Genomic DNA, 22,298 nt, shown 5'->3' with positions numbered 1-22,298 from the left:
ATGTTAATTTATGAAAAGTATGTAGACATCAGCACTGAAGTTATGGAAGCATTAGATAGTGGTAAACCTGTAGTAGCATTGGAATCTACAATTATTTCCCATGGAATGCCTTATCCTATGAATGTAGAGACTGCACTTAAAGTTGAAGATATAATCAGAGAGGGCGGAGCTGTTCCAGCAACCATTGCAATCTTAAACGGTAGATTAAAAGTAGGATTGACTAAGGAAGAGATAGACTATCTTGGAAAAGCTGGAGAGAAAGTTATTAAAACCAGTAGAAGAGATATTCCATTTATTATTGCAAAGCAATTAGATGGTGCAACTACTGTAGCTTCGACAATGATAATAGCTAACATAGCAGGAATCAAAGTGTTCGCAACTGGTGGTATTGGAGGGGTGCACAGGGGAGCAGAGACAAGTTTTGATATATCTGCTGATTTAGAAGAATTAGGAAGAACAGATGTGGCTGTAGTTTGTGCAGGAGCAAAATCAATATTAGATATAAACTTAACTTTGGAATATTTAGAGACAAAGGGAGTTCCTGTGATAGGATACCAAACAGATGAACTACCAGCTTTTTATACTAGAAAAAGTGGATTTAAGGTAGATTATAATATTCAAAATCCTAGTGAATTAGCACTTGCTTTAAAGGCTAAATGGGATCTGCATCTAAATGGAGGGTTTGTAATAGCTAATCCAATTCCTGAAAAATATGAGATGGATTTTGATGTGATTACTGATGCTATTAACAAAGCTGTAGAAGAGGCTGAAAAATTAGGAATAAAAGGTAAGGAAAGTACACCATTTTTACTAGCTAAGGTGAAAGAATTAACTGGTGGAGATTCACTGGAATCAAACATTGAGTTAGTTTACAATAATGCAAAATTAGCTGCAAAATTAGCTGTAGAATACTCGAAATTGTAGTAAAAATATAAGATCTTCTTGCTAATAAGTTCACAATGGTGTATCTTATTTGGGAGGGAGATTTTTTTTTGTAAAAAAAGGGAGGAACAAATGAACAAAAAGTACAAAAAATCCATTAGTTTGGAAGGGATACTTGCAATTTTATTTATTATTGGAGGTGTATTTTACACAGCTAATACAATGGGTGGAATAAACATGATTAACACAATAATGAAAACCGCTCATGATTTACTCTTAAATACGGTGTTTTTCATAATGGGGATAGCTGTTTTAGCGGGAGCTTTAGCCGGGGTGTTGTCGGAATTTGGAGTAATATCTATAGTTAATCGAGTTTTATCACCACTGATGAAACCACTTTATAATCTGCCAGGAGCGGCAGTATTAGGGGTTATAACTACTTATCTATCTGATAACCCAGCAGTTATAACTTTGGCCGAAGATAAGGGGTTTAGAAAATATTTTAAAAAATTCCAATTACCGGCTCTGACTAATTTAGGAACATCTTTTGGGATGGGATTAGTAGTTTCAGCTTTCATGGTAGCCCAGAGTACTGTGGCAGGGGAAAGTTTGATAGTTCCAGTAATACTTGGTAATGTCGGAGCTTTTCTAGGAAGTATAGTCAGTGTAAACCTTATGTTGATGTTTACGAAAAAACTATATGGTACAGAGGAATATATTGATGGAAATAATAAATTTGACTCTAATGCAGATATACTGAATTACCGTGAAGTAAGGGAAGGAAGTGTTACTGGAAGAGGATTAGAAGCTGCCTTAGAAGGCGGGAAAACAGGAGTTAAGATGGGGCTGGAAATAATCCCTGGAGTTCTTATTATCTGTACTATGGTAATGATGCTGACAAATGGACCGAGTCCAGATGGGTACACTGGTGCAGCCTATGAAGGAATAAAATTATTGCCTTTTATAGGAGATAAATTATCATTTATATTTACACCGATATTTGGATTTCAGCATTCAGAAGCGCTGGCTTTCCCTATTACATCTTTAGGAGCAGTAGGAGCAGCTATAAGTTTGGTACCACAGCTTTTGAGAGATAAATTGATTGGCGGAAATGAAATAGCAGTATTTACAGCAATGGGGATGTGTTGGAGTGGTTATTTGAGTACCCATGTAGCTATGATGGACAGTTTAAAATTTAGAAATCTTACTGGTAAGGCCATATTCAGCCACACTATAGCCGGATTGGTAGCTGGATCTTCTGCACATTTTTTATTCGTTTTTTATAGTTCATTTATGTAAAAATAATATTATCGAGGAGTTTTCTGAATAGAAAACTCCTTTTTTTAGTTGATTTTACATATTTTTTATTAAATAAATTTGCAAATGTTTTATTTATCATATATAATGAATAACATATAGTTTGACAATCAAAATTAATTGAAGTTTGAAATATAAGGAGGAGCTAATGATAGCAATAATTGGAGGAGTAAAAGGAATAGAATTTGAGTACAAGGGATTGATGAAGAAAAATAACCTTAAGTGTAAAATATATAATAAAAATTGTCCGAATTTTGAAAAAAAGATAAAAAATTGTGAAGCCTGTATAATGTTTACCAATACAGTAAGTCATAAACTTTCGACCTCATGTAACAAGGTCTGTAAAAAAAATGATATAAAATTAATAAGGGTTCATTCGAGCAGTATAAATAAATTAAAAGAAAGTATCAGCGAAGTATGTGAATATTTAAATAATTAGGAGGAAAAGATGAAGGTATTTGTTCACCATATATATGAATATGAAAAAGGATTAAGAAATTTAGTTTTACATACAACATCTAAAGATAACCTTGAGATGATTGAAATGAAACTAGGAAATAGGAAGATAAATTATAAGATCTATGAAACAAAAAATGGAAAACTTAATATTTTTTTTGGAGCAAAAGAGTGTGTAGAAGTTATAAAAAAAATTGGGAAAGATTATTTGGTAGATTATACAGCAGAGGAAGATTTTATATTAGGAATAATGCTAGGTTATGACAGAAAAAAACAGTGTGAGAGATTTATGAAATATGATGAAATAAATAGAGCTTAAATAAAATAAAGCTCTATTTACTTTTAAGAAAATTTTTCTTAATCTTAAAATTTTGATCCTATAGGCTTATAGAGATATCATCTACATGGATATTTAAAACTTTGATTAGTTTATTTGGATCAACTTCAATCTGCATCCCTCTTTTTCCACCACTGATAACAATAGTTTCAAAATTCAGGCAGGAATTTCCAATATAAGTAGGAAAAGACTTTTTCATTCCCAAGGGAGAGCAGCCACCTCTCATATATCCTGTTATCTTTAGGAGATCTTTCATATGAATCATCTCAACCTTCTTATTTTTGCTGATCTTAGCTAATTTTTTTAAATCTAATTCTGTCTCTCCTGAGATACATGCTACTAAATAACCAGTTTTGTCTCCTAAAAGAACTAAAGTTTTAAAGATTTTATCGATATCAACCTTAGTTTTATTTGCCATAGCCACAGCACTGAGGTCAGACTCATCGTACTCATATTCGTTGATTAAATATGGGATTTTATTTTTATCCAGGATTCTCATAGCATTGGTTTTTTTCATATTTCCTCCTCTATCTTAAACAATATTTCACTTAAATAGTCATCGACCGAACTTGATGTATGAGCTCCCAAGATGCCTCTTCCATAAGCTTTACCAGCTGATTTCAATTGATTTTCTTCCAAATATTCTTTTATTTTTTTCATGGCAGGTCCATTATATATTTTGGGATTACCTTTGTATATCAGGGATATATAGAATCCCCCGAACATTAAATATTCATTTTCTGCATTTTTCCCCTTAGAAAGTTCATGAATTAAACCATTGCAGCTGTACTTTCCTTTCAATAATTCGTCTACATCTAATAACCCATAGATTTTTCCTTCTATCTCATCAGTTTTTTTTCTTAAGGTCATACCCATTTGGTATAGTGCAGGGGTTTCTACTGTATTTATTGATTCAAATTCAATTTTTTCAAATTTTGTATCAGATAATTTAATTATCTTTATCTCAAAAGTTTCATTGATCTCTGGAGTAGATTTAAGCTTTAGTATGTGGTTATCCACGCCAATCTTCAACTTTTTTAATTTTTTTATTTCGCCTTCTATTTTTTCAGAAATAATAGTTAGTTCATTTAGGAGTTCTCCTCCATTTTTAATTTCTTTTATTTTTTTTAAAGAAATCCCCATTTTTTTTAGTGAAAAAATAATATATGCTTCCTTTATATGCTCTTTTAAATAATATCGGTATCCTGTAATGGGATTTTTAAAAGCTGGAATCAATAGACCTAATTCCTCATAATGTCTCAGTGTTTTAGTTGTAATATCTAATATTTTGGCTAATTCGCCTATAGTAAAAAAATTTTTCATATTTCCCCCTTGAACTTTACCCTTAGGTTAAAGCTTATCATATAAATATAAAATATTAAAGGAGGAAATCATGAAAAAAAATCATTGGTTTTACACAAAACTTATAAAGGACGAGATAACAAATGAAAATATTGAGGCAGGGATAGGAAGTTATTATTCCGGATATTATCAGGAGGGTAATTTTGAGGATCATAATGTCAGATACCTTTATGGAACGCCTGAGGATAAAGCGTTGTCAGCTATCAGGTGGACCCCTGACAAATTAAAGATAGGAAAATACAATTCCATAGCCAGTGGAGTGGTCTTTATGATGGGAGGTAATTCCACACATAACTTAAATTTTGTTTCAGTTTATCCATTTCCTTCCATCATAGAAGAATCCTATGAAAGTCGTGGAGATACTATCACTGGGAATGATGTCTGGCTAGGAATGGAAGCTATGGTTATGCCGGGAGTTAAGATAGGTCATGGGTCTGTAGTTGCAGCAAGAAGTGTGGTGACAAAGGATGTACCGCCTTATACTATAGTCGGCGGGAACCCGGCTAAGGTTATAAGGAAAAGGTTTTCAGAAGAGGAGATTGAGATGCTGCTGGAGATGAAATGGTGGGATTGGTCTAAGGAGGAGATAAATCTGGCTTTACCCTACTTCACAAAGGGAGTTAAGGAGCTCTATCAATATTGGAAGCAATAAAAAAAAGCGAGGTGGCATTGCATCCGAAGAGGTATAGTATAAATTTGTATAATATCTAGAATACTTATCGATGTAATTTTTGGATAAAAAAAGGGGGACTAAATGTCCCCCTAAATTTTTATAGATGGATTATAAAATAACTCTTTCCTTTAACTTTAAATTCTACAGGTTTTCTTTCTCTGATTTTCTTAAATTTTGTGTGAGTATATCTCTTTACCATTTTTTGAGGGTAATCCTCTGCTTTTTTTCTACTCATAGTAACTATGGTGTTGATTACTTCTGATTTTTTATCACTAACCAGATAATCTTCCTTCATGCAGGTAAATAAAACACCTCTGTAGATAGGATCTCCCTTTATTTGTTTGAAATTTATATTTTTACCTAATCTTTCATTTATATATAACCCTAAGGCCATCATTCTGTTTTTCATAATTCATTCCTCCTATTAGACAAAAATTTGGCTGAGAAATCCCAGCCAAATGATTTTTATTTTTCTGTTCTATTAAATGCTGCAGTGATTAAACCACTAAATAATGGATGTGGTCTGTTAGGTCTTGTTTTAAATTCTGGATGGAATTGTCCTGCAATAAAGTAAGGATGGTTCTTAACTTCTACAATTTCAGCTAATCTTCCATCTGGAGAGGCACCTGAGATGATAAGTCCAGCTTTTTCCATCTCTTCTTTGAATTCATTGTTGAATTCAAATCTATGTCTATGTCTCTCATAGATTAACTCTTCCCCGTATAATTCACGAGCTAAAGTTCCTTCCTTTAATTTACAAGGGTATAATCCTAATCTCATAGTTCCACCCATCTCTACACCTTTTTGATCTGGCATTATGTCTATTACTGGATGAGCAGTACCAGAATTAAATTCAGCTGAATGAGCATCCTTCCACCCCATGATAGATCTAGCATATTCAATAACTGCTGACTGCATTCCAAGACATATTCCTAAGAATGGTATCTTATTCTCTCTAGCATATTTTACTGCTGCTATTTTACCTTCTACTCCACGATCTCCAAATCCTCCAGGAACTAATATCCCGTCAAATCCCTTTAGATCTTTTAAGTCTAAATTCTCAGCTTGAAGATAAGTTACTTCAGCTTTGATATCTTGATGGTATCCTGCATGTTTTATTGATTCATCTATAGAAATATATGCATCTTTTAACTCTACATATTTTCCAACTACAGCTATTTTAACTTTTTTAGAAGGGTTTTTGATCTTATCTACCATAGCTCTCCATTCTGTAAGAGCAGGTTTTTCATTAGATACTCCTAATTGTTTGCAAACTACATCTGCTAAACCATTTTCTTCTAAGTTCATAGGCACTTCATAGATAGTAGGAGCATCTATACACTCGATCACAGCATCAGTATCTAAGTCGCAGAATAGTGATAACTTTTCTTTTAATGATTCAGGAAGAGTATGCTCAGTTCTACATACTAATACATTTGGTCTTATTCCTAAAGTCATAAGTTGTTTTACTGAATGTTGTGCAGGTTTTGATTTTAATTCTCCAGCTGCATTTAAATAAGGAACTAATGCACAGTGAACATATAATACGTTTTCTCTTCCTACATCATATCTAAATTGTCTGATAGCTTCTAAAAATGGTGTAGACTCGATATCTCCTACAGTTCCACCAATTTCAGTAATTACGAAATCAGAGTTTACTTCTTTACCTACAATTTCGATTCTTGATTTAATCTCATTTGTGATATGGGGAATAACTTGTACAGTTTTACCTAAGTATTCTCCCTTTCTCTCTTTGTTGATAACACTTTGATAGATTCTACCAGTAGTTACACTACTGTACTTAGTTAAGTTTTGGTCGATAAATCTTTCATAGTGACCTAGATCTAAGTCTGTTTCTGCTCCATCGTCAGTTACAAATACCTCTCCATGCTCATATGGGTTCATTGTTCCTGGATCTATATTGATATACGGATCAAATTTTTGAATAGTAACAGAATGACCTCTTTCCTCTAAAAGTCTACCTAAAGACGCCGCTACGATTCCCTTTCCTAAAGATGATACTACACCACCGGTAACAAAAATATACTTAGTTTGTTTCATATAACTCCTCCTAAAATAATAGATTTAACACATAAAAAAAAGACGAAAAAAAAAACGGATGTTTTGATTTATCGCCTATAATAATTTTTTTTAAAACAGAAATATTTATTCCTCTGTTCAATTTACTTTAATAAGTATACTATAGGATTTAAAAAAAATCAATATTTTTTTTAAAATCCTATAGTCTTTTTTCTTATCCCTCAATTGGATTTAAATTAATTTTAGGATCCAAATTCAAAATAAAGTGAGTAAGTAAATTTATTTCATCTTCAATATCATAAAAACTAGCTGTCTCTACCGGGGAGTGCATATACCTGATCGGCAGAGAAATCAAAGCTACAGGAACCCCTTTACCAGTATACTTTATAGTGTCAGCATCTGTACCAGTTCTTCTAGGAGTCAGCTCATATTGTAAATTTATATCTAATTCTTCAGCTGATTTTTCCAATTCTCTATTGATCTTAAGGTTTATAGGTGCTCCCTTGGCCAAAACAGGTCCGCCCTCTAATGAAAACTCTCCATTGGCATTGGTATCTACCCCGGGATAGTCAGTAGCAAAGGTAACGTCACAAATTACAGCCATATCCGGATTAATTTTTGAACCGGCAAAATAAGCTCCCCCTTGATTAGTTTCCTCAGTGCTTGTATTAACAGCATAAACTCCTATACTCAGATCTTCCTTAGCCAGCTTTCTCATAACTTCAGCTATGATGAAACTTCCAGTTTTATTGTCTAAGGCCTTACCGGCGATTCTATTTTCCTGCAAAAGTTCAGTTTCTCTTTTATAAACTGCCATATCTCCAATATTTAAAAATTTTATTGCTGATTCTTTATTTTTAAAGCCGCAGTCCACATATATATCATCCATACTGAGATTTTCTTTTACTCCTCCATGGTGTTCAGCATTGGCTCCTACTACTCCGACAACCTCTTCTTTACCCAAGATTTTTATTTTCATTCCAACAGCTACTTTTGGGCTTATGCCCCCTAATTTTTCCAAAAAGATAAAACCATTAGAATCGATTCTTTTTACCATAAATCCGATCTCATCTCCATGGGCTGCGATCATAACTTTAAAATCTGCTTCTGGGTTTAAAATTGCATATGCATTGCCGACATTATCACTCTCTGTTTTGTGGGAAAACTCTTTTATATAGTCCAGCCAAAGAAGTTGTATTTCTTTTTCCATTCCAGATGGCGAAGAGGTATCCAAAAGATCCATTAAAAATTTTCTGTTCATAAATTATGCCCCCCTAGTATTTTTATTCTCTAAAAAATTATAAAATTTAACAATAAATTAAAGGTTATAAAAACTTTCATTGAGACTAATTGGATGCAACGTCACGTTGCCTTTATTAGTCAAATTTAATATACATTTTTTTTATCTTATCCACAGTATCCCAGATGTTAGTTCTAGAATCGATATATACTTCATCGTCCATATATTTTTTATAATTATGGATTCTTTCATCTAAAAGTTCAACAATACGAGAATGCAGGTCCTCTACATCATTTAGGAGAGGCCGGGTATTTCTCCTGGAAACCCTCTTATAGATACACTCAATGGTGCAGTCTAAATAGATTACAAAGCCGCTTTCTTTTAAAAGCATTATATTGGTATCAGATGCTACCACGCCGCCCCCTGTAGAGATAACGGTGTTATTCATTTTTGAGATTTCTTTAACATATTTTGCTTCAATTTCTCTGAAATATTTTTCCCCTTTAAGAGCAAATATCTCTTTTACTTTCATGTTTTCTTTGTGTTCTATATAGTGGTCTGTATCTACAAAGTCCATCTCTAAAACTTTAGCCAGTTCTCTGCCCACTGTAGATTTTCCACTTCCCATAAATCCTATTAAAATTAAATTTTGTTTCATAAGGTTCACCTCGAGACAATTATATCATAATATTAAATACTTTTGATTACTTTTATTTTCTCTTTTTTAGGCAATAACTATTTATTGGATGGAGAATCGCGATTTTATAAAAGTAGAAGGATCTTAGGGCATTTTTTGTATAACATAATATGTGATATAAAAAACAAAAAAATATTTAATGAATTATATGATATCAAAAAATATGGGGGGACTAGAATGGGAAATAAAAAATTATATTTGATATTAGGTGTTTTATTTTTAAGTTTGATTTCCTGCAGAAAATATGAGGAGCCTATAAAAATAGGGATCAATGATTGGCCGCCTTGTGAATTGTGGTATATAGCTGAAGAACAGGGTTATTTTGAAGAGACCAAAGTAGAAATTATTAGATTTTCTACCTGGGCAGACAGTTTAACAGCTTTTTATTTAGGGAAAACAGATATAGTGAGTTCCTCATATTTTAATACTCTTTATTATGATAAAAAAGGAGAAGGTGGAAAGATAATCCTCACTGCCGATATGATAGAGGGAGGAGATGGGTTAGTAGTTAAAGAGTTTATTGAGGATCTAAAAGATCTTAAAGGTAAAAAAATAGCAGTAGAACTTGGGACAGACGAACATTTTTTACTTCATAAAGTATTGGAAAAAATAGGACTCAAAGAGGAAGACGTGACAATAATTCCCGCTACTTCTAAAGAAAGTATGGAAAAATTTATCCTCGGGGAAGTAGAGGCCTGTTTTACATATGAACCTTTTATGAGCCAGGCTGCGACAGAAGGTAGTGGTAGAGTTGCAATCACCACTGAGGATATGCCTAATTATGTAGTGGATGTTTTACTTGCCAGAAATGAGGTTTTAGAGAAAAGAAAGGGAGATTACTCGAATATTATCCGTGCCTGGTATAAGGCTCAAAAATTTGTAAAGGAAAATCCAGAAGAAGCCTATAAAATAATGAGCTCCAAGGAGAATATAAATCCAGAAGAATTTAAGCTATTCTATGAAAGTTTTAAAATGTTTAGTTTAGAAGAAAATAAAAAGATATTCAATTCAGAAAAATTTAAAGAAAAATTGATGGAGATGGATGATTTTTTATTTGAAAATGGTTTGATCTCTGACAGAGTAGAGATAGAGAGGATATATACTGATGAGATTATTATTGATATAGGAGAGGAGTAGGATGAGGAAGGGATTAAGAAGATCTTTTTATACCTTATATCTAAAGATTTCAATGGGATTGATAGTTGTAATAGTTACAACTATGCTTTTGTCATTTTTTTTCATAGATAAACTTTTGTATAGTTATTTGAAACTTCAGTATAAAGAACAGGTTTTTTCTGTTATTTCAGGATTAGACTGGGCAGCATCAGGTCTTTTGGAAAATAAAGAAATAAATTCTTTACAGAGATTGACAGAAAATATTGGTTCTTATTCTTTTATAGAAAAAATACGTGTCTATGATACAGAAGATCATATCATATCTTCTAACAATAAAGGGGAAGTGGGAGAAAAGTTAAGGGAAAAAATCGTCAATGAAATATTAGTAAAAAATAAACTGCGAAGTATGGAAATAAATTTTAAAGAGGGACGATTTAAAGTGGCTGTACCTATAAAAGGGAAGGAATACAGCAGAGTGACAAAATCCGGAGTAGTTGGTGTACTCTACATAAAGGTTGATCTAAAAGGAATAGATAAGCTCATGTACGAGTATAGACACAATATTATTAGGGATATTATTATAGTTGGTGTACTCTTACTCATAATAATATTAATATTGTTAACGAAAAAAATGTTTATTCCTTTAATTAAATTATCAGATGCTGCAATAGAAGTATCTCGTGGAAATTATAAGAGTAAAATTGAGAATAGCTCTAAGTTAGAATTTAGTTACTTGATCAACGAGTTTAATCATATGATCGAGCAAATTAATATAAGGGATGAGAAATTAAAGATAAGCCGAAAAAAATTAGAAGACTATAGTTTGTCGCTGGAAAAAAAAGTGAAAGAACGAACTAAGGAGCTGCATCTAAGTAATGAGAAATTTAAAAAAATAGCAATCACAGACGGATTGACTAAAATTTATAACAGGAAGTATATCTTAGAAAAACTTGGGTCAGAAATAGAAAAAGCAATAAGAGTTCATGAAAAACCATCTGTGGTTATGCTGGATGTGGATGACTTTAAAAGAATAAATGATAAGTACGGTCACCAGACAGGGGATGAAGTATTAAAAAAAATAAGTGAATTTATTAAAAGTAATCTAAGAGAAGTAGATTTATTTGGAAGATATGGTGGGGAAGAATTTATTATTATCCTCCCTGAAACAAATATAGAAAAATCTTTTGATATAGCTGAAAGGATCAGGGAAGAAGTTGAAACTATAAGATACGATAATGAAAATATTAAAACTACTATAAGTTTAGGAGTTGTAGAAGTAGCTGATGAAAGTCAAGATGAAATTATAAGAAAGGTAGACAAGCTTCTGTATAAAGCTAAAGCAAGAGGAAAAAATAGGGTAGAAAAATAAAAAAGCTGAAGAAGTTGTTTTAGCTTTTTTTTACTTTATAAATTAACTAAAAATAGATATTGTATTAATTTAATTAGTAAAAGTTACTATTATTTAAATTAAAAGAATGATAAATTTTTAAAGGAGGAAAGATGTTTGAAAAACTGAGAAAATCTATGGTAGAAAAACAGCTTCTTTATCGCGGAATAAAAGCTCCTGAAGTAATAGCTGCATTTTTAGAGGTTGAAAGGCACCTTTTTGTCAGAGAGGAAGAGATTGAGTTTGCATACAATGATTACCCTCTTCCTATTGGATCGGGACAGACAATTTCCCAGCCGTATATCGTAGCTTATATGCTGGAAAAATTAAAAATAGAAAAAAATGACATAGTTTTAGAGGTAGGAGCAGGATCGGGATATGAAGCGGCACTCATATCTAAAATTGCAAAGCAAGTTATTACTCTAGAGGTGAACTTTGATCTTTATCTGGAATCTAAAGAAAAGCTCAATCGTTTAGGATATAAAAATATTGAAGTGCTGAATAAAAATGGCTTTGAAGGGTATGAAAAAAAGGCTCCCTATGATGTTATAATAGTATCGGCTGCACCTGCAGAAATTCCACAAAACCTCATGAAACAATTAAAAATAGGGGGGAGGATGATTATTCCTGTAGGTAGATTCAGACAACAATTGTTTTATATAGAGAGAAATGATGGGGATACATTTTTAATAACTGGTTTAGCTTATGTAAAGTTTGTGCCCATGATCAAATAAGTTTTTATTAAAAAACTACTAGAAAAATAAATTTCTTAAAAAATAAATTTAATAATTATGGTACAATAATTCCACATGACATTATTAAATAGGGAGGATACAAGTATAATGAAAAAAATAATTATTGCTTTAATAACCCTCCTTTCTTTGAATCTTTACGGAGAGACAGAGGGAGAGGGAAAGAGTAGAAAGGCGTTTGACGTAGATGGAAACAAATATATAATCAGGCCTCTATATGGAATAGCTACACAGTCAGATTTAGGAGATCTGCTGGCCTTTAAAGATTTAAAGAAAGACCCCAACGATGGTAAGATTGCTGGGATACAGGTGGAAAGATATGTATACAAGAGACCCTATGATTTTCCAATAAATATAACTTTACAGAGTAGTTTTATTACCCACTTTAACAGTTATAGCGGTGAAGAAACAGATTATTACACAAATGATAATACCTATGAGATAAATTTTGGTATAAAAATATACTGGACGGAATTTCCATGGGATAAATATGTCCGTACAAGATTGGGAGTATCAGAAGGATTATCTTATACAAGTAATATTACTAATTTAGAAAGATACAATCAATATAATGAAAAGAACTCTAACTATTTAAACTATATAGACATTACCCTTTCTTTCAATGCTAAAGATATTACTAAGATAGATGACTTGGAAGATACCTATATTGGAATGGGAATTTCGCATAGATCAGGAATATTTGGGACTATTAACGGGGTAGATGGTGGATCAAATAATGTGACATTCTTTTTTGAGACAGAATTATAGGAGGAAAAATGAAAAAACTAATATTATTTTTAAGTTTGATGATCGGTGTGACTATGACAAGTTTTAGTCAAAGTACAAACTTTCAGTTAGGATTAACACCTACTTTGAATATAGGTGAAGGTGAACAGGTCAAAGGATTACGTGTGCCTGTATTTTTTGGAACTACAGAAAAAGTTACAGGGGTTGATTTTAATATGTTCGCCAGTGATGTAGACGAATTCACAGGTCTGCAGGGGGGAATATTTTTAGGAGCAGGAATATTTAATAAAGTTAATACTGAATTTAGAGGAACCGGTCTGGGGCTTATTAATCTCCATGGTGGGGATAGTAAGGGGCTTTTAATAGGAGCGGGAAATCTTACAAATGAGTTTACAGGATTAAAACTAGGAATATTTAACTATTCAAAAACTAATTCAGGTTATGAATTTGGGGTAATCAACTATTCCAAGGAAACATTTTTTCAATTGGGACTTATAAATGTTACAGATAAGATAAATGGTATCCAAATAGGATTTTTAAACTTTGCCAGTAATGGTATTTTACCGGTAATGCCATTTTTAAATTTTAACTGGAAGCTTTAAAAGTAAAGATAAGAATTAAAAATAGAAAGCTAACTATAAATTAGATAGATTAAAAGAGAAATTATCAAGATTTTAAATAAAAGAGGGGGAACCTATGAAGGATAGACAACTGTTAAGTGAATTTGCAAATGTAATAAACTCCGATAGGTATCAATATACAGAAAGTGATGTTTTTTTAAAGGAGGGTATGGAGGAAAGGGTAGCTGTTTTTGACATGTACTTTCGTAAAACAGAGGATGGAGGCTTAGCTGTAGTTTCCGGTATCCATGAAGTAATTAAATTGATAGAGGTTTTAAATAGTACAAGTGAGGAGGAAAAAAGAAAATATTTTTCCCCCCTTATTCATGAGGAAGAATTATTGGAATATTTGGTAAAGTTAAAATTTACAGGAGATCTATATGCTATGAGAGACGGGGAGATAGCGTACCCCAATGAACCTATTATAACTATAAAAGCTCCTATAATTCAGGCCAAAATTTTAGAAACCCCTATTTTAAATATAATGAATATGCAAATGGCCATAGCTACAAAAGCATCTCGTGTAAGCAGAGCTGCTCACCCTACCCCTGTGCTGTCATTTGGGAGCAGGAGAGCCCATGGATTTAGTTCTGCTGTAGAGGGGAATAAAGCGGCCTATATTGGGGGATGTACAACCCATTCCAATATAGTTACAGAATATAAGTATGGGATCCCCAGTGTAGGAACTATGGCACACTCATATATTCAGACTTTTGGTGTCGGAAGGGAAGCAGAAAAAGAATCTTTTGATAAATTTATAAAAAATAGAAGAAGTGGGAATAATCCCCTTATTCTCTTAATTGATACCTATAATACCTTGAAGATAGGAATACAGAATGCCATAGATTCATTTAAAGAAAATGGGATAGATGACTCCTACCAGGGAACTTATGGTATAAGGATAGACTCGGGAGATTTAGCATATCTGTCTAAAAAATGTAGAAAATTATTGGATGAGGCATCTCTTCATAAGGCTCAGATAGTTCTAACCAATGGATTGGATGAAAATTTAATAAGAGCTTTAAAGGAGCAGGATGTAGCTGTAAACTCCTATGGTGTAGGAGATGCTATTGCTGTAAGTAAGTCAAATCCTTGTTTTGGAGGAGTATATAAAATAGTAGAAGTTGACGGTGAATCAGTTATAAAACTGTCGGAGGATATTATCAAAATATCAAATCCTGGTTTTAAAGAGGTCTACAGACTCTATGATAAAAAGGGATTAGCTTATGCAGACTTAATAACTTTAGTTGATGGAGATAATGATAAGAAGTTATTGATGAATAATGAAACCCTGGAACTCAGAGATGAAAAGTATGACTTTAAAAATGTTAGTTTGGCAGGGGGAGATTATACCTATAAAAAACTTACTAAAATATACGTAAAAGATGGTGACATAACTGAAGAATATTCAAAGTTGAAAGATATAAAAATTTCAAGAGATTATTATCTGGCAGAATTAGATAAAATATCTACTGAGAGAAAGAGACTGGAAAATCCACATAAATATAAGGTGGATCTATCCCATGATTTGAGAAGATTAAAGTATAAGCTTATAAGTAAAATATCTAAACAAATTAAGGGTGAAATATAAAAATTAAAATAAGAAATCAATTGAATTAATAAAAGAGACCTAAAATCGAATCTTTAGGTCTCTTTTTACTTTAATCAAGAATTGAGTCTAGCTGGTTTTTTTAGATGTCTTTCACTTAAATTTTTTATAAGATCTCTGATTTTCTCATATTGTTTTGCAGTTATTTCATCGGCTATAGCTATAGAATTTTCAAATTCTCCTAGATTTCTATGAAGCTCTGCCTTTAAAATCTTTTCGGCACTGCTTTCTCCTAAGATATCTAAAAGGATTTTCATGTTTTCTTTTTCTTGAGTACTATAAACTACTTCTGCTTCTCCTACTTCTTCCATCTCTTTAATTTGAGCTGTGATATTATTTAGGTGGTTTTTTTCCTTCAGTCTGCCATAGACTTCCTCTCTTTTTTGGATCAATTCATTAATTTTTTCTTCCACTACAGCTATGGATACATTTTCAGAAAGAGTTTCCTTTTTTTGGACCATCTTAGCAATATATTCGTTAAAGTGTGTTATAGAAGGAATTTGTGAAATGGTAGCCTTTAAAAGTTCTACCTTTACTTTGAGGTCATCTAAGGAATCGATCTCCCTATATTTATCGTTGGCTCTCTGCCAGGTTTTTATCCGGATATTCAGAGTTTTAAATTTTTCATCTTTTAAAATTTCTAAGTATTTCTCAGTTGTGGGTTCTAGGAGAAGAGTGGCGGCCTTCTCTTGGATTTCTTCACATTCACTGACAAATTTGATTTTTTTACAGGTATCACATATAAAAACATCTATCATTCTAGGAGTCATAGCTCCTTCTACTACCCCGTCGGTGTAGATTGTAGCCTCTATATCCCCTGTAAATTCAGGCGTTTTAGTCCTGTATTTAGCCCCGCATTTACATTTAAAATTCATATGGTTCCTCCATTTTTAAAATTTTTTTACTGATTTTTAATATCTTTTAAAATATCTTCTAATTGAGAAGTTAAATTTTTCCAAGTGAATCTATTTAAAGAAATATCATGATTCGTATGATGGAGAGTATCTAAAGAGTTTAAAAGAGCACTCTTTATATTTTTTATATAGATCTCTTCATTTTGTTCTTTTAATTGATCCTGGGAGACTCTTTCTGGAATATCTATGTATGTGATCATATTTGAATCATTGATCGCATCTCCAAACCAGGGCTTTATCCCGGGAAGATCAGAAGAGATGACTCTCAGTCCACAGGCCATAGCTTCTACTAAAACTAAGGGTAAGCCCTCGTATAGGGATGGGAGGATAAAAATGTGCCCTTTATTATAGATCTTTTTTAATTTAATCTGCTCAACCATACCCCAAAACTTTATCTCATTCTTACTATTTTTACTATGGGTTAGAATCTCTTCATATTCCTTTCCATGCCCCATACCAATCAGGTTAAGTCTTATTTGTTTATCTGTTTTAATGGAAGAAAAGGCCTCTATTAGATACCGAACCCCCTTTGCATATGAGATCTTACCGGTAAAGATTATATCGATTATTTCATTGTTTTTTTCTGTATCGATCAAATGAAAAACTTTATTATTAAACCCTATTCCAAGGGAAGTAACTTTATAGGGCTCTACATCATAGATCTTTTGAATTTCTTTTTTTTGAACTTCGTGAAGGGCTATGATTTTATCTAAATTTTTAATTTTTTCCTGGATGAAACTATTTTTTAAGCTGTGTGTATTCATCTGTCTGAGGTCGCTTCCATGACAAAATCCAATTACCTTAATATCTTTGACCCATTCTCTTACTAAGGCAGTCAAAAAATATAAATGATGGCAGAGGATATAGTCTGGGTTAAACTCCTTCACAGCTTTTAAAATTTGTTTTTTAAAAGCATCTTCATAAAGGTTTATCATGGAACTATCCATCTCTTTGTACACGGTACTTTTATAGGGCATGATGTCACTCATACCGACAATTGGAAAGGGGAGTTCGGATGTATTAAAAATAACTTCGTAGGTGGAAAAAATATCTATATCCTTTACTTCTCCTTGAAATTCACTGCCATAAACTAAACATTGAGAGTGGTTTAAATCGGCAAATTCTTTTATTAGATTTTTTAAATAGATTCCACTTCCGGTATCGCTTGGTTTCTGAGATATAATATGAAGAATTTTCATTAAATTCCCTCCTAGGTAATTAAAAGCTTTCATTATATTTTAACTAAAATAGACAATTTTTACAATATTTTTCAATTTTTTCCGTATTTAAGTGTTTAATTTTTGATCTTTTTAAGTTTTTTTTAATTATTTTATTAGTCGTAATAAACATTATATATTTTTTTTAATTAAAACTTAATGTATCATAATTGGGTTTAATGTTTTGTATCCGTAACAAAAAATTGGTAAAAATCTTCAAACTATGGTATTATTTTCACATGTATTGTTTTTTGTAGAAGGAGGAAAGATGGTTGGAGCGTTATTAGGAATTTTATTTTGTATGGGATTATGGTATCTTGCAGTTTTTTTTAAAGATTATAGAGAGGTTAAGAGAAAGAATAAGTTAGAAAAGGAAAATAAGGTAGCTTTAAGTGGTATTGGATTTATAATTTGTTTTTTCGACACCCTTGGAATAGGTGGATTTGCACCTATGACTGCTATATTTAAACAGTTTAAGTTGGTAAATGACAGGATTATTCCTGGAACTTTAAACACTGCTATGACTATTCCTATTGTTATTGAAGCTCTTATTTTTATCAAAGATGTAAAGGTGGATCTGGTTACGTTGATATCTATGCTTGTAGCTGCAACTTTAGGGGCTCTTTTAGGTGCAGGATATGTGGCCAAATTGAACGAGAAAAAGGTTCAACTTTATATGGGGATAGCTTTAATAGTTGTGGTAATAATAATGTTAGCCGGTAAATTAGGAATACTTTCATCTGGTGGAGATGCAGTTGGTCTTTCTGGTATTAAATTAATTATAGCAATTATAGGGAATTTTATATTAGGAGCGCTTATGACTCTTGGAATAGGACTTTATGCCCCTTGTATGGCACTGGTATATGCCCTTGGACTAAGTCCATTAGTTGCTTTCCCTATTATGATGGGATCATGTGCATATTTAATGCCGGCAGCAAGTGCAAAGTTTATCCGTGAAGGAGCTTATCATAGAAGTGTTACTCTATGGAGTACAATATTTGGGTCGGTTGGAGTTGTTGTGGCAGCTTATCTAGTTAAATCACTACCTATAAATATTTTAACTTGGGTTATTATGGGAGTTATCCTTTATACTTCGGTTAATTTATTAAAAGATTCTTTTTCACCTGAAAATCAAGAACCTGTTAATGTTTAATTAAATATTCCTTGATAGATGTAGGCTAGGTTAAAATTTTCTACAAAGGTATTATATTTAAAACCTTTATAGAGATAAATTAAGTCCATTGAAAAGACAGATAGTTTTTTCGATGGACTTTAAATTTTTTGGACTGTTTTAATATCTAAATTAAGTGAGGTAAAATTAATTTTGATATGGTCATTTTAATTTTAAATAATAATAATAAATATCAGAGGTTATAAAAATAACACCTGTATAAGTGGTTCTGTATTTCTTTTGATTGAATTTTTTAATGGTTTATGTTAGAATTGTCAGATATAATAAGCGATAAAGAGGAGATGAACATGAAGAAAAGAATAGTCTTTGATAGAATCGGAGATATGAAATACATCTCTCATTTAGATACTATAAGATTTTTAGAGAGACTCTTTAAGAAAACTGGTATAACTATAAAACATTCAGAAGGGTTTCACCCAAGACCAAAATTGTCCTTTGGAAATCCTGTGTCATTAGGAGATGAAGCATACAATGAATTAATGGATGCTGAGATAATCTCCGAACTGTCCAATGAGGAGATGGTAGAACTTCTAAATTCCAACTCACCTGAAGGGTTTAAATTTCATAAGATCTACGATGTCCCAAAGAAATCGGGGATAGCCAATGATTTTGATATTTTGATCTATGAGGTAGAGGGATGTACAGCGGATATAGATGCTTTAGAAAATCTATTAAACAGTGATGAAATCATAGAAATAAGGGAAAAAAGAGGAAAAACCCAAGAAAGAAACTTAAAAGAAAAAATAGCAGATTTTAAAAGGATTGCCAATAAGATCTTTTTAGAGTTATATAATATTTCTCCCAAAGGTTTATTTACATTGGCTGAGATAGATACTAAAGGTCTGAAAGTTACAAGAATGGGATATAAAAAAAGTAATTAAAATAAAATATAAAATAAAATATGGAGGGGTAAGCATGTTAGATTTAAAGTATATCAGAAATAACATTGAATTTTTAAAAGGAATTTTAGAAAATAGAAATGCCAAGATAGATTTAGATAGATTTGAGCAGTTAGATGAGGAAAGAAGAGAGTTATTATCAGAGGTAGAAACTTTAAAGTTTAAAAGAAATAACGCTTCACAAGAGGTAGGAAAGTTAAAGAGAGCTGGAGAAGACGCATCTCATATTATTGAAGAGATGGGATCTGTAAGTTCTAGTATCAAAGCAATAGATAAGAAATTATCTGTAATCGAAGGGGAGATCAAATATTTCCAAATGACTATTCCAAATGTATATCATGAGTCTACACCAGTTGGAAATGACGATACTGATAATATCTTAGTTAGAACTTGGGGAGAGCCTTCAAAGTTTGATTTCGATGTTAAACCTCATTGGGAATTAGGAGAAGACTTAGATATATTAGATTTCGAAAGAGGAGTAAAATTAGGAGGATCTAGATTCACTCTATATAGAGGAGCAGGAGCTAGATTAGAAAGAGCACTAATAAACTTCATGTTAGATCTACATACTACAGAGCATGGATATACAGAGCACCTTACACCGGTTTTAGTAAAACCTGAAATATGTGAAGGGACTGGTCAATTGCCAAAATTTGGTGACGACATGTATAAAACTGAAGATGATATGTACCTAATCTCAACTTCAGAGATAACTTTAACAAATATCCACAGAGGAGAAACTTTAGCAGAAGCAGATCTACCTAAATATTATACTGCATTTTCACCATGTTTTAGAAGGGAAGCAGGATCATATGGTAGAGATATCAGAGGATTAATCAGACAACATCAATTTAATAAAGTTGAGATGGTAAAATTAGCTCACCCTAATAACTCAAATGAAGAATTAGAAAAAATGGTAGTAAATGCAGAAACTGTATTACAAAAATTAGGATTACCATATAGAGTAGTTCAACTTTGTACAGGAGATATCGGATTCTCAGCAACTAAAACATATGATTTAGAGGTATGGTTACCATCTGAAGATACATATAGAGAGATCTCATCTTGTTCTAACTGTGGAAATTTCCAAGCTAGAAGAATGGGACTTAGATTCAAGCCGGCTCAAGGCGGAAAGAGTGAATTTGTTCATACATTGAATGGATCTGGATTAGCAGTAGGAAGAACTTTACTGGCTATTATGGAAAATTATCAGCAAGCAGATGGAAGTTTCTTAATTCCAGAAGCTCTTAAGCCATATATGGGCGGATTAGATGTTGTTAAAAAGTAGTATATTCTTTATACTCCTAATTACAATCCTTACATCTAATATATATATATTAATAATAGTAGCAGGTTTGATGATTTTTTCAAACCTGCTATTTAACAAAAATTTAAAAAATTCTATAAAGAAGATGAAATATGTTTTTCTTCTTTATTTCACTACAATATTATTTCAATTGTTGATGATCCAGGATGGTGAGGTTATTTTTAAATTTTATAATTTTTATATCACCTGGAGGGGAGTTACCCAGGTTGGAATTAATTTTTTGAGGATTTTTGATATACTACTTATTTCGTGGCTAATAAATGCACAAAACATTTTTACTGGAAAACTACAGAGATATAACGAATTAATAGATACGATTATAGAATTAGTTCCAGAGGTTTTTGTTCTATTTAAGAAGAGAATGAAATTCAAGGCGTTTTTTAGGCATATTTTAAAGCAAATAGAGGGTAAAATATAATCTTTCAAAAGATTGCTTTTATGTATTAAATTTGGTATTATTAAAGAGTAGAAAAACTCAAATACAATAGAGGAGGTAATTATGAGATATAATTACAAAGATTTAGGATTAGTGAACACTAAAGAGATGTTTGCTAAAGCAAATAAAGAAGGATATGCAGTACCTGCATTTAACTTCAACAACATGGAGCAAATGTTAGCAATCGTTGAAGCATGTGCTGAGATGGGGTCACCAGTTATATTACAATGTTCAAATGGAGCTAGAAACTATATGGGTAAACCAGTAGTAGCTATGTTAGCTAAAGCAGCTGTTGACGTTGCAAGAGAAATGGGATCAGATATCCCTATCGCTTTACACTTAGATCACGGGTCATCTTTTGAGCAGGCTAAAGATTGTATCGAATGGGGATTCTCATCAGTAATGATAGACGCATCTCATCATTCATTTGAAGAAAATATTGCTGAATCTAAAAAAGTTGCAGAATACGCACATGCAAATGGTGTAACTGTTGAGGCTGAATTAGGTGTTTTAGCTGGAATCGAAGATGAAGTATCTAATGAAGAACATATTTTCACACAACCACATGAAGTAGAAGAGTTTGTAGCAAAAGCTGGAGTAGATTCTTTAGCTATCTCAATCGGAACTTCACATGGAGCACATAAATTTAAACCAGGAGATGATCCTAAGTTAAAGCTAGATATCTTAGCTGAAATTGAAACTAAGATACCTGGATTCCCTATCGTATTACATGGTTCATCATCAGTACCAGCTAAATTTATCTCAATGATAAAAGAGTTTGGTGGAGAGATCAAAGATGCGATTGGTATCCCTAATGAGCAATTAAGAGGAGCTGCAAAATCAGCAGTTGCTAAGATCAATGTTGATACAGATGGTAGATTAGCATTTACTGCTGGTATCAGAGAAGTATTAGCTACTAAACCAGGAGAATTTGATCCTAGAAAATATTTAACACCAGCAAAGAACTATATGAAGGAATTCTATATGTCTAAAATAACTGATGTATTCGGTTCTGAAGGTGCTTACAAAAAAGGAAATAAGTAATAAATTTAAAAGGAGATAGTCTGACTATCTCCTT

General features: G+C 32.2%; 23 protein-coding genes. 15 read left to right on the top strand and 8 right to left on the bottom strand.

What is annotated here, in order from left to right; all coding sequences use genetic code 11:
- Positions 1 to 6 precede the first annotated feature (6 nt).
- The 4 genes from NRK67_04760 to NRK67_04745 all read left to right on the top strand — a co-directional run bounded on the left by NRK67_04760 (position 7) and on the right by NRK67_04745 (position 2,974).
- Complete coding sequence (locus tag NRK67_04760; GenBank protein ID UUV17766.1) at positions 7 to 924, top strand: pseudouridine-5'-phosphate glycosidase; 918 nt, start codon at positions 7 to 9, stop codon at positions 922 to 924.
- 90 nt (positions 925 to 1,014) lie between these two features.
- Positions 1,015 to 2,181 carry a hypothetical protein gene (locus NRK67_04755; protein UUV17217.1) on the top strand — a complete coding sequence of 389 codons (1,167 nt, stop codon included), beginning with the start codon at positions 1,015 to 1,017 and terminating at the stop codon, positions 2,179 to 2,181.
- Positions 2,182 to 2,347: 166 nt separating this feature from the next.
- Positions 2,348 to 2,638, top strand: a complete 291-nt coding sequence (locus NRK67_04750) for a DUF2325 domain-containing protein (protein ID UUV17216.1) — start codon at positions 2,348 to 2,350, stop codon at positions 2,636 to 2,638.
- A 9-nt stretch (positions 2,639 to 2,647) separates the two neighbouring features.
- Complete coding sequence (locus tag NRK67_04745; GenBank protein UUV17215.1) at positions 2,648 to 2,974, top strand: DUF2023 family protein; 327 nt, start codon at positions 2,648 to 2,650, stop codon at positions 2,972 to 2,974.
- A gap of 58 nt (positions 2,975 to 3,032) precedes the next feature.
- Here the strand turns inward: NRK67_04745 and ybaK are convergent, their stop codons facing one another.
- Together ybaK and NRK67_04735 are read right to left on the bottom strand one after the other, a co-directional pair.
- Positions 3,033 to 3,509, bottom strand: coding sequence for a Cys-tRNA(Pro) deacylase (gene ybaK / locus NRK67_04740; protein UUV17214.1), 477 nt, complete (start codon positions 3,507 to 3,509; stop codon positions 3,033 to 3,035).
- Complete coding sequence (locus tag NRK67_04735) at positions 3,506 to 4,315, bottom strand: MerR family transcriptional regulator (protein ID UUV17213.1); 810 nt, start codon at positions 4,313 to 4,315, stop codon at positions 3,506 to 3,508. Before NRK67_04735 ends, ybaK begins: the two co-directional genes overlap by 4 nt.
- 70 nt (positions 4,316 to 4,385) lie before the next feature.
- Between NRK67_04735 and NRK67_04730 the strand changes: the two genes are divergently transcribed.
- Positions 4,386 to 5,006 (top strand): CatB-related O-acetyltransferase, encoded by a 621-nt coding sequence (locus NRK67_04730; GenBank protein ID UUV17212.1) that lies wholly within the window; start codon positions 4,386 to 4,388, stop codon positions 5,004 to 5,006.
- Positions 5,007 to 5,124: 118 nt separating this feature from the next.
- Here the strand turns inward: NRK67_04730 and NRK67_04725 are convergent, their stop codons facing one another.
- From NRK67_04725 to NRK67_04710, 4 genes are all read right to left on the bottom strand, one after another.
- Entirely contained in the window at positions 5,125 to 5,436 is a 312-nt protein-coding gene (locus tag NRK67_04725) for a hypothetical protein (protein ID UUV17211.1), read from the bottom strand.
- A 56-nt stretch (positions 5,437 to 5,492) separates the two neighbouring features.
- Positions 5,493 to 7,088 carry a CTP synthase gene (locus NRK67_04720; protein ID UUV17210.1) on the bottom strand — a complete coding sequence of 532 codons (1,596 nt, stop codon included), beginning with the start codon at positions 7,086 to 7,088 and terminating at the stop codon, positions 5,493 to 5,495.
- A gap of 193 nt (positions 7,089 to 7,281) precedes the next feature.
- Positions 7,282 to 8,328 carry a M20/M25/M40 family metallo-hydrolase gene (locus NRK67_04715; GenBank protein UUV17209.1) on the bottom strand — a complete coding sequence of 349 codons (1,047 nt, stop codon included), beginning with the start codon at positions 8,326 to 8,328 and terminating at the stop codon, positions 7,282 to 7,284.
- Between the two features lie 115 nt (positions 8,329 to 8,443).
- Entirely contained in the window at positions 8,444 to 8,965 is a 522-nt protein-coding gene (locus tag NRK67_04710) for a shikimate kinase (protein UUV17208.1), read from the bottom strand.
- Between the two features lie 216 nt (positions 8,966 to 9,181).
- On the opposite strand from NRK67_04710, the gene NRK67_04705 reads away from it, so the two are divergent.
- The 6 genes from NRK67_04705 (at position 9,182) to NRK67_04680 (ending at position 15,217) form a co-directional block, all read left to right on the top strand.
- The gene (locus tag NRK67_04705) at positions 9,182 to 10,141 is read left to right on the top strand and encodes an ABC transporter substrate-binding protein (protein UUV17207.1); all 960 of its coding nucleotides are present in this window, start codon (positions 9,182 to 9,184) and stop codon (positions 10,139 to 10,141) included.
- A 1-nt stretch (position 10,142) separates the two neighbouring features.
- Positions 10,143 to 11,489, top strand: coding sequence for a GGDEF domain-containing protein (locus NRK67_04700; protein ID UUV17206.1), 1,347 nt, complete (start codon positions 10,143 to 10,145; stop codon positions 11,487 to 11,489).
- Positions 11,490 to 11,620: 131 nt separating this feature from the next.
- Complete coding sequence (locus NRK67_04695) at positions 11,621 to 12,241, top strand: protein-L-isoaspartate(D-aspartate) O-methyltransferase (protein UUV17205.1); 621 nt, start codon at positions 11,621 to 11,623, stop codon at positions 12,239 to 12,241.
- A gap of 108 nt (positions 12,242 to 12,349) precedes the next feature.
- Positions 12,350 to 13,027: a hypothetical protein gene (locus NRK67_04690; GenBank protein ID UUV17204.1), complete on the top strand. Its 678-nt coding sequence runs from the start codon at positions 12,350 to 12,352 to the stop codon at positions 13,025 to 13,027.
- An 8-nt stretch (positions 13,028 to 13,035) separates the two neighbouring features.
- Positions 13,036 to 13,608 carry a phaC PHA synthase gene (locus tag NRK67_04685; GenBank protein ID UUV17203.1) on the top strand — a complete coding sequence of 191 codons (573 nt, stop codon included), beginning with the start codon at positions 13,036 to 13,038 and terminating at the stop codon, positions 13,606 to 13,608.
- A 94-nt stretch (positions 13,609 to 13,702) separates the two neighbouring features.
- Positions 13,703 to 15,217 carry a nicotinate phosphoribosyltransferase gene (locus NRK67_04680; protein UUV17202.1) on the top strand — a complete coding sequence of 505 codons (1,515 nt, stop codon included), beginning with the start codon at positions 13,703 to 13,705 and terminating at the stop codon, positions 15,215 to 15,217.
- 74 nt (positions 15,218 to 15,291) lie between these two features.
- Here the strand turns inward: NRK67_04680 and NRK67_04675 are convergent, their stop codons facing one another.
- Complete coding sequence (locus tag NRK67_04675) at positions 15,292 to 16,110, bottom strand: hypothetical protein (GenBank protein UUV17201.1); 819 nt, start codon at positions 16,108 to 16,110, stop codon at positions 15,292 to 15,294.
- A gap of 26 nt (positions 16,111 to 16,136) precedes the next feature.
- Positions 16,137 to 17,348, bottom strand: coding sequence for a glycosyltransferase family 4 protein (locus NRK67_04670; protein ID UUV17200.1), 1,212 nt, complete (start codon positions 17,346 to 17,348; stop codon positions 16,137 to 16,139).
- Positions 17,349 to 17,634: 286 nt separating this feature from the next.
- On the opposite strand from NRK67_04670, the gene NRK67_04665 reads away from it, so the two are divergent.
- From NRK67_04665 to NRK67_04650, 4 genes are all read left to right on the top strand, one after another.
- Positions 17,635 to 18,519: a sulfite exporter TauE/SafE family protein gene (locus tag NRK67_04665; protein UUV17199.1), complete on the top strand. Its 885-nt coding sequence runs from the start codon at positions 17,635 to 17,637 to the stop codon at positions 18,517 to 18,519.
- Positions 18,520 to 18,845: 326 nt separating this feature from the next.
- Positions 18,846 to 19,439 carry a TIGR03936 family radical SAM-associated protein gene (locus NRK67_04660; GenBank protein ID UUV17198.1) on the top strand — a complete coding sequence of 198 codons (594 nt, stop codon included), beginning with the start codon at positions 18,846 to 18,848 and terminating at the stop codon, positions 19,437 to 19,439.
- 34 nt (positions 19,440 to 19,473) lie between these two features.
- Positions 19,474 to 20,745, top strand: a complete 1,272-nt coding sequence (gene serS / locus NRK67_04655; protein ID UUV17197.1) for a serine--tRNA ligase — start codon at positions 19,474 to 19,476, stop codon at positions 20,743 to 20,745.
- 538 nt (positions 20,746 to 21,283) lie between these two features.
- Complete coding sequence (locus tag NRK67_04650; GenBank protein ID UUV17196.1) at positions 21,284 to 22,264, top strand: class II fructose-1,6-bisphosphate aldolase; 981 nt, start codon at positions 21,284 to 21,286, stop codon at positions 22,262 to 22,264.
- The last annotated feature ends 34 nt before the right edge of the window (positions 22,265 to 22,298 follow it).

The sequence above is a fragment of the Fusobacteria bacterium ZRK30 genome (genome assembly GCA_024628785.1).
Classification (GTDB): Bacteria; Fusobacteriota; Fusobacteriia; order Fusobacteriales; family Fusobacteriaceae; genus Psychrilyobacter.
This window is presented reverse-complemented; position numbering and strand designations above follow the sequence as displayed.

Excerpts from the sequence above, each read along its gene's own strand:
- NRK67_04755 (UUV17217.1), top strand. The coding sequence starts at position 1,015 with ATGAACAAAAAGTACAAAAAATCCATTAGTTTGGAAGGGATACTTGCA.
- NRK67_04750 (UUV17216.1), top strand. The coding sequence starts at position 2,348 with ATGATAGCAATAATTGGAGGAGTAAAAGGAATAGAATTTGAGTACAAG.
- NRK67_04745 (UUV17215.1), top strand. The coding sequence starts at position 2,648 with ATGAAGGTATTTGTTCACCATATATATGAATATGAAAAAGGATTAAGA.
- ybaK (UUV17214.1), bottom strand. The coding sequence starts at position 3,509 with ATGAAAAAAACCAATGCTATGAGAATCCTGGATAAAAATAAAATCCCA.
- NRK67_04735 (UUV17213.1), bottom strand. The coding sequence starts at position 4,315 with ATGAAAAATTTTTTTACTATAGGCGAATTAGCCAAAATATTAGATATT.
- NRK67_04730 (UUV17212.1), top strand. The coding sequence starts at position 4,386 with ATGAAAAAAAATCATTGGTTTTACACAAAACTTATAAAGGACGAGATA.
- NRK67_04725 (UUV17211.1), bottom strand. The coding sequence starts at position 5,436 with ATGAAAAACAGAATGATGGCCTTAGGGTTATATATAAATGAAAGATTA.
- NRK67_04720 (UUV17210.1), bottom strand. The coding sequence starts at position 7,088 with ATGAAACAAACTAAGTATATTTTTGTTACCGGTGGTGTAGTATCATCT.
- NRK67_04715 (UUV17209.1), bottom strand. The coding sequence starts at position 8,328 with ATGAACAGAAAATTTTTAATGGATCTTTTGGATACCTCTTCGCCATCT.
- NRK67_04710 (UUV17208.1), bottom strand. The coding sequence starts at position 8,965 with ATGAAACAAAATTTAATTTTAATAGGATTTATGGGAAGTGGAAAATCT.
- NRK67_04705 (UUV17207.1), top strand. The coding sequence starts at position 9,182 with ATGGGAAATAAAAAATTATATTTGATATTAGGTGTTTTATTTTTAAGT.
- NRK67_04700 (UUV17206.1), top strand. The coding sequence starts at position 10,143 with ATGAGGAAGGGATTAAGAAGATCTTTTTATACCTTATATCTAAAGATT.
- NRK67_04695 (UUV17205.1), top strand. The coding sequence starts at position 11,621 with ATGTTTGAAAAACTGAGAAAATCTATGGTAGAAAAACAGCTTCTTTAT.
- NRK67_04690 (UUV17204.1), top strand. The coding sequence starts at position 12,350 with ATGAAAAAAATAATTATTGCTTTAATAACCCTCCTTTCTTTGAATCTT.
- NRK67_04685 (UUV17203.1), top strand. The coding sequence starts at position 13,036 with ATGAAAAAACTAATATTATTTTTAAGTTTGATGATCGGTGTGACTATG.
- NRK67_04680 (UUV17202.1), top strand. The coding sequence starts at position 13,703 with ATGAAGGATAGACAACTGTTAAGTGAATTTGCAAATGTAATAAACTCC.
- NRK67_04675 (UUV17201.1), bottom strand. The coding sequence starts at position 16,110 with ATGAATTTTAAATGTAAATGCGGGGCTAAATACAGGACTAAAACGCCT.
- NRK67_04670 (UUV17200.1), bottom strand. The coding sequence starts at position 17,348 with ATGAAAATTCTTCATATTATATCTCAGAAACCAAGCGATACCGGAAGT.
- NRK67_04665 (UUV17199.1), top strand. The coding sequence starts at position 17,635 with ATGGTTGGAGCGTTATTAGGAATTTTATTTTGTATGGGATTATGGTAT.
- NRK67_04660 (UUV17198.1), top strand. The coding sequence starts at position 18,846 with ATGAAGAAAAGAATAGTCTTTGATAGAATCGGAGATATGAAATACATC.
- serS (UUV17197.1), top strand. The coding sequence starts at position 19,474 with ATGTTAGATTTAAAGTATATCAGAAATAACATTGAATTTTTAAAAGGA.
- NRK67_04650 (UUV17196.1), top strand. The coding sequence starts at position 21,284 with ATGAGATATAATTACAAAGATTTAGGATTAGTGAACACTAAAGAGATG.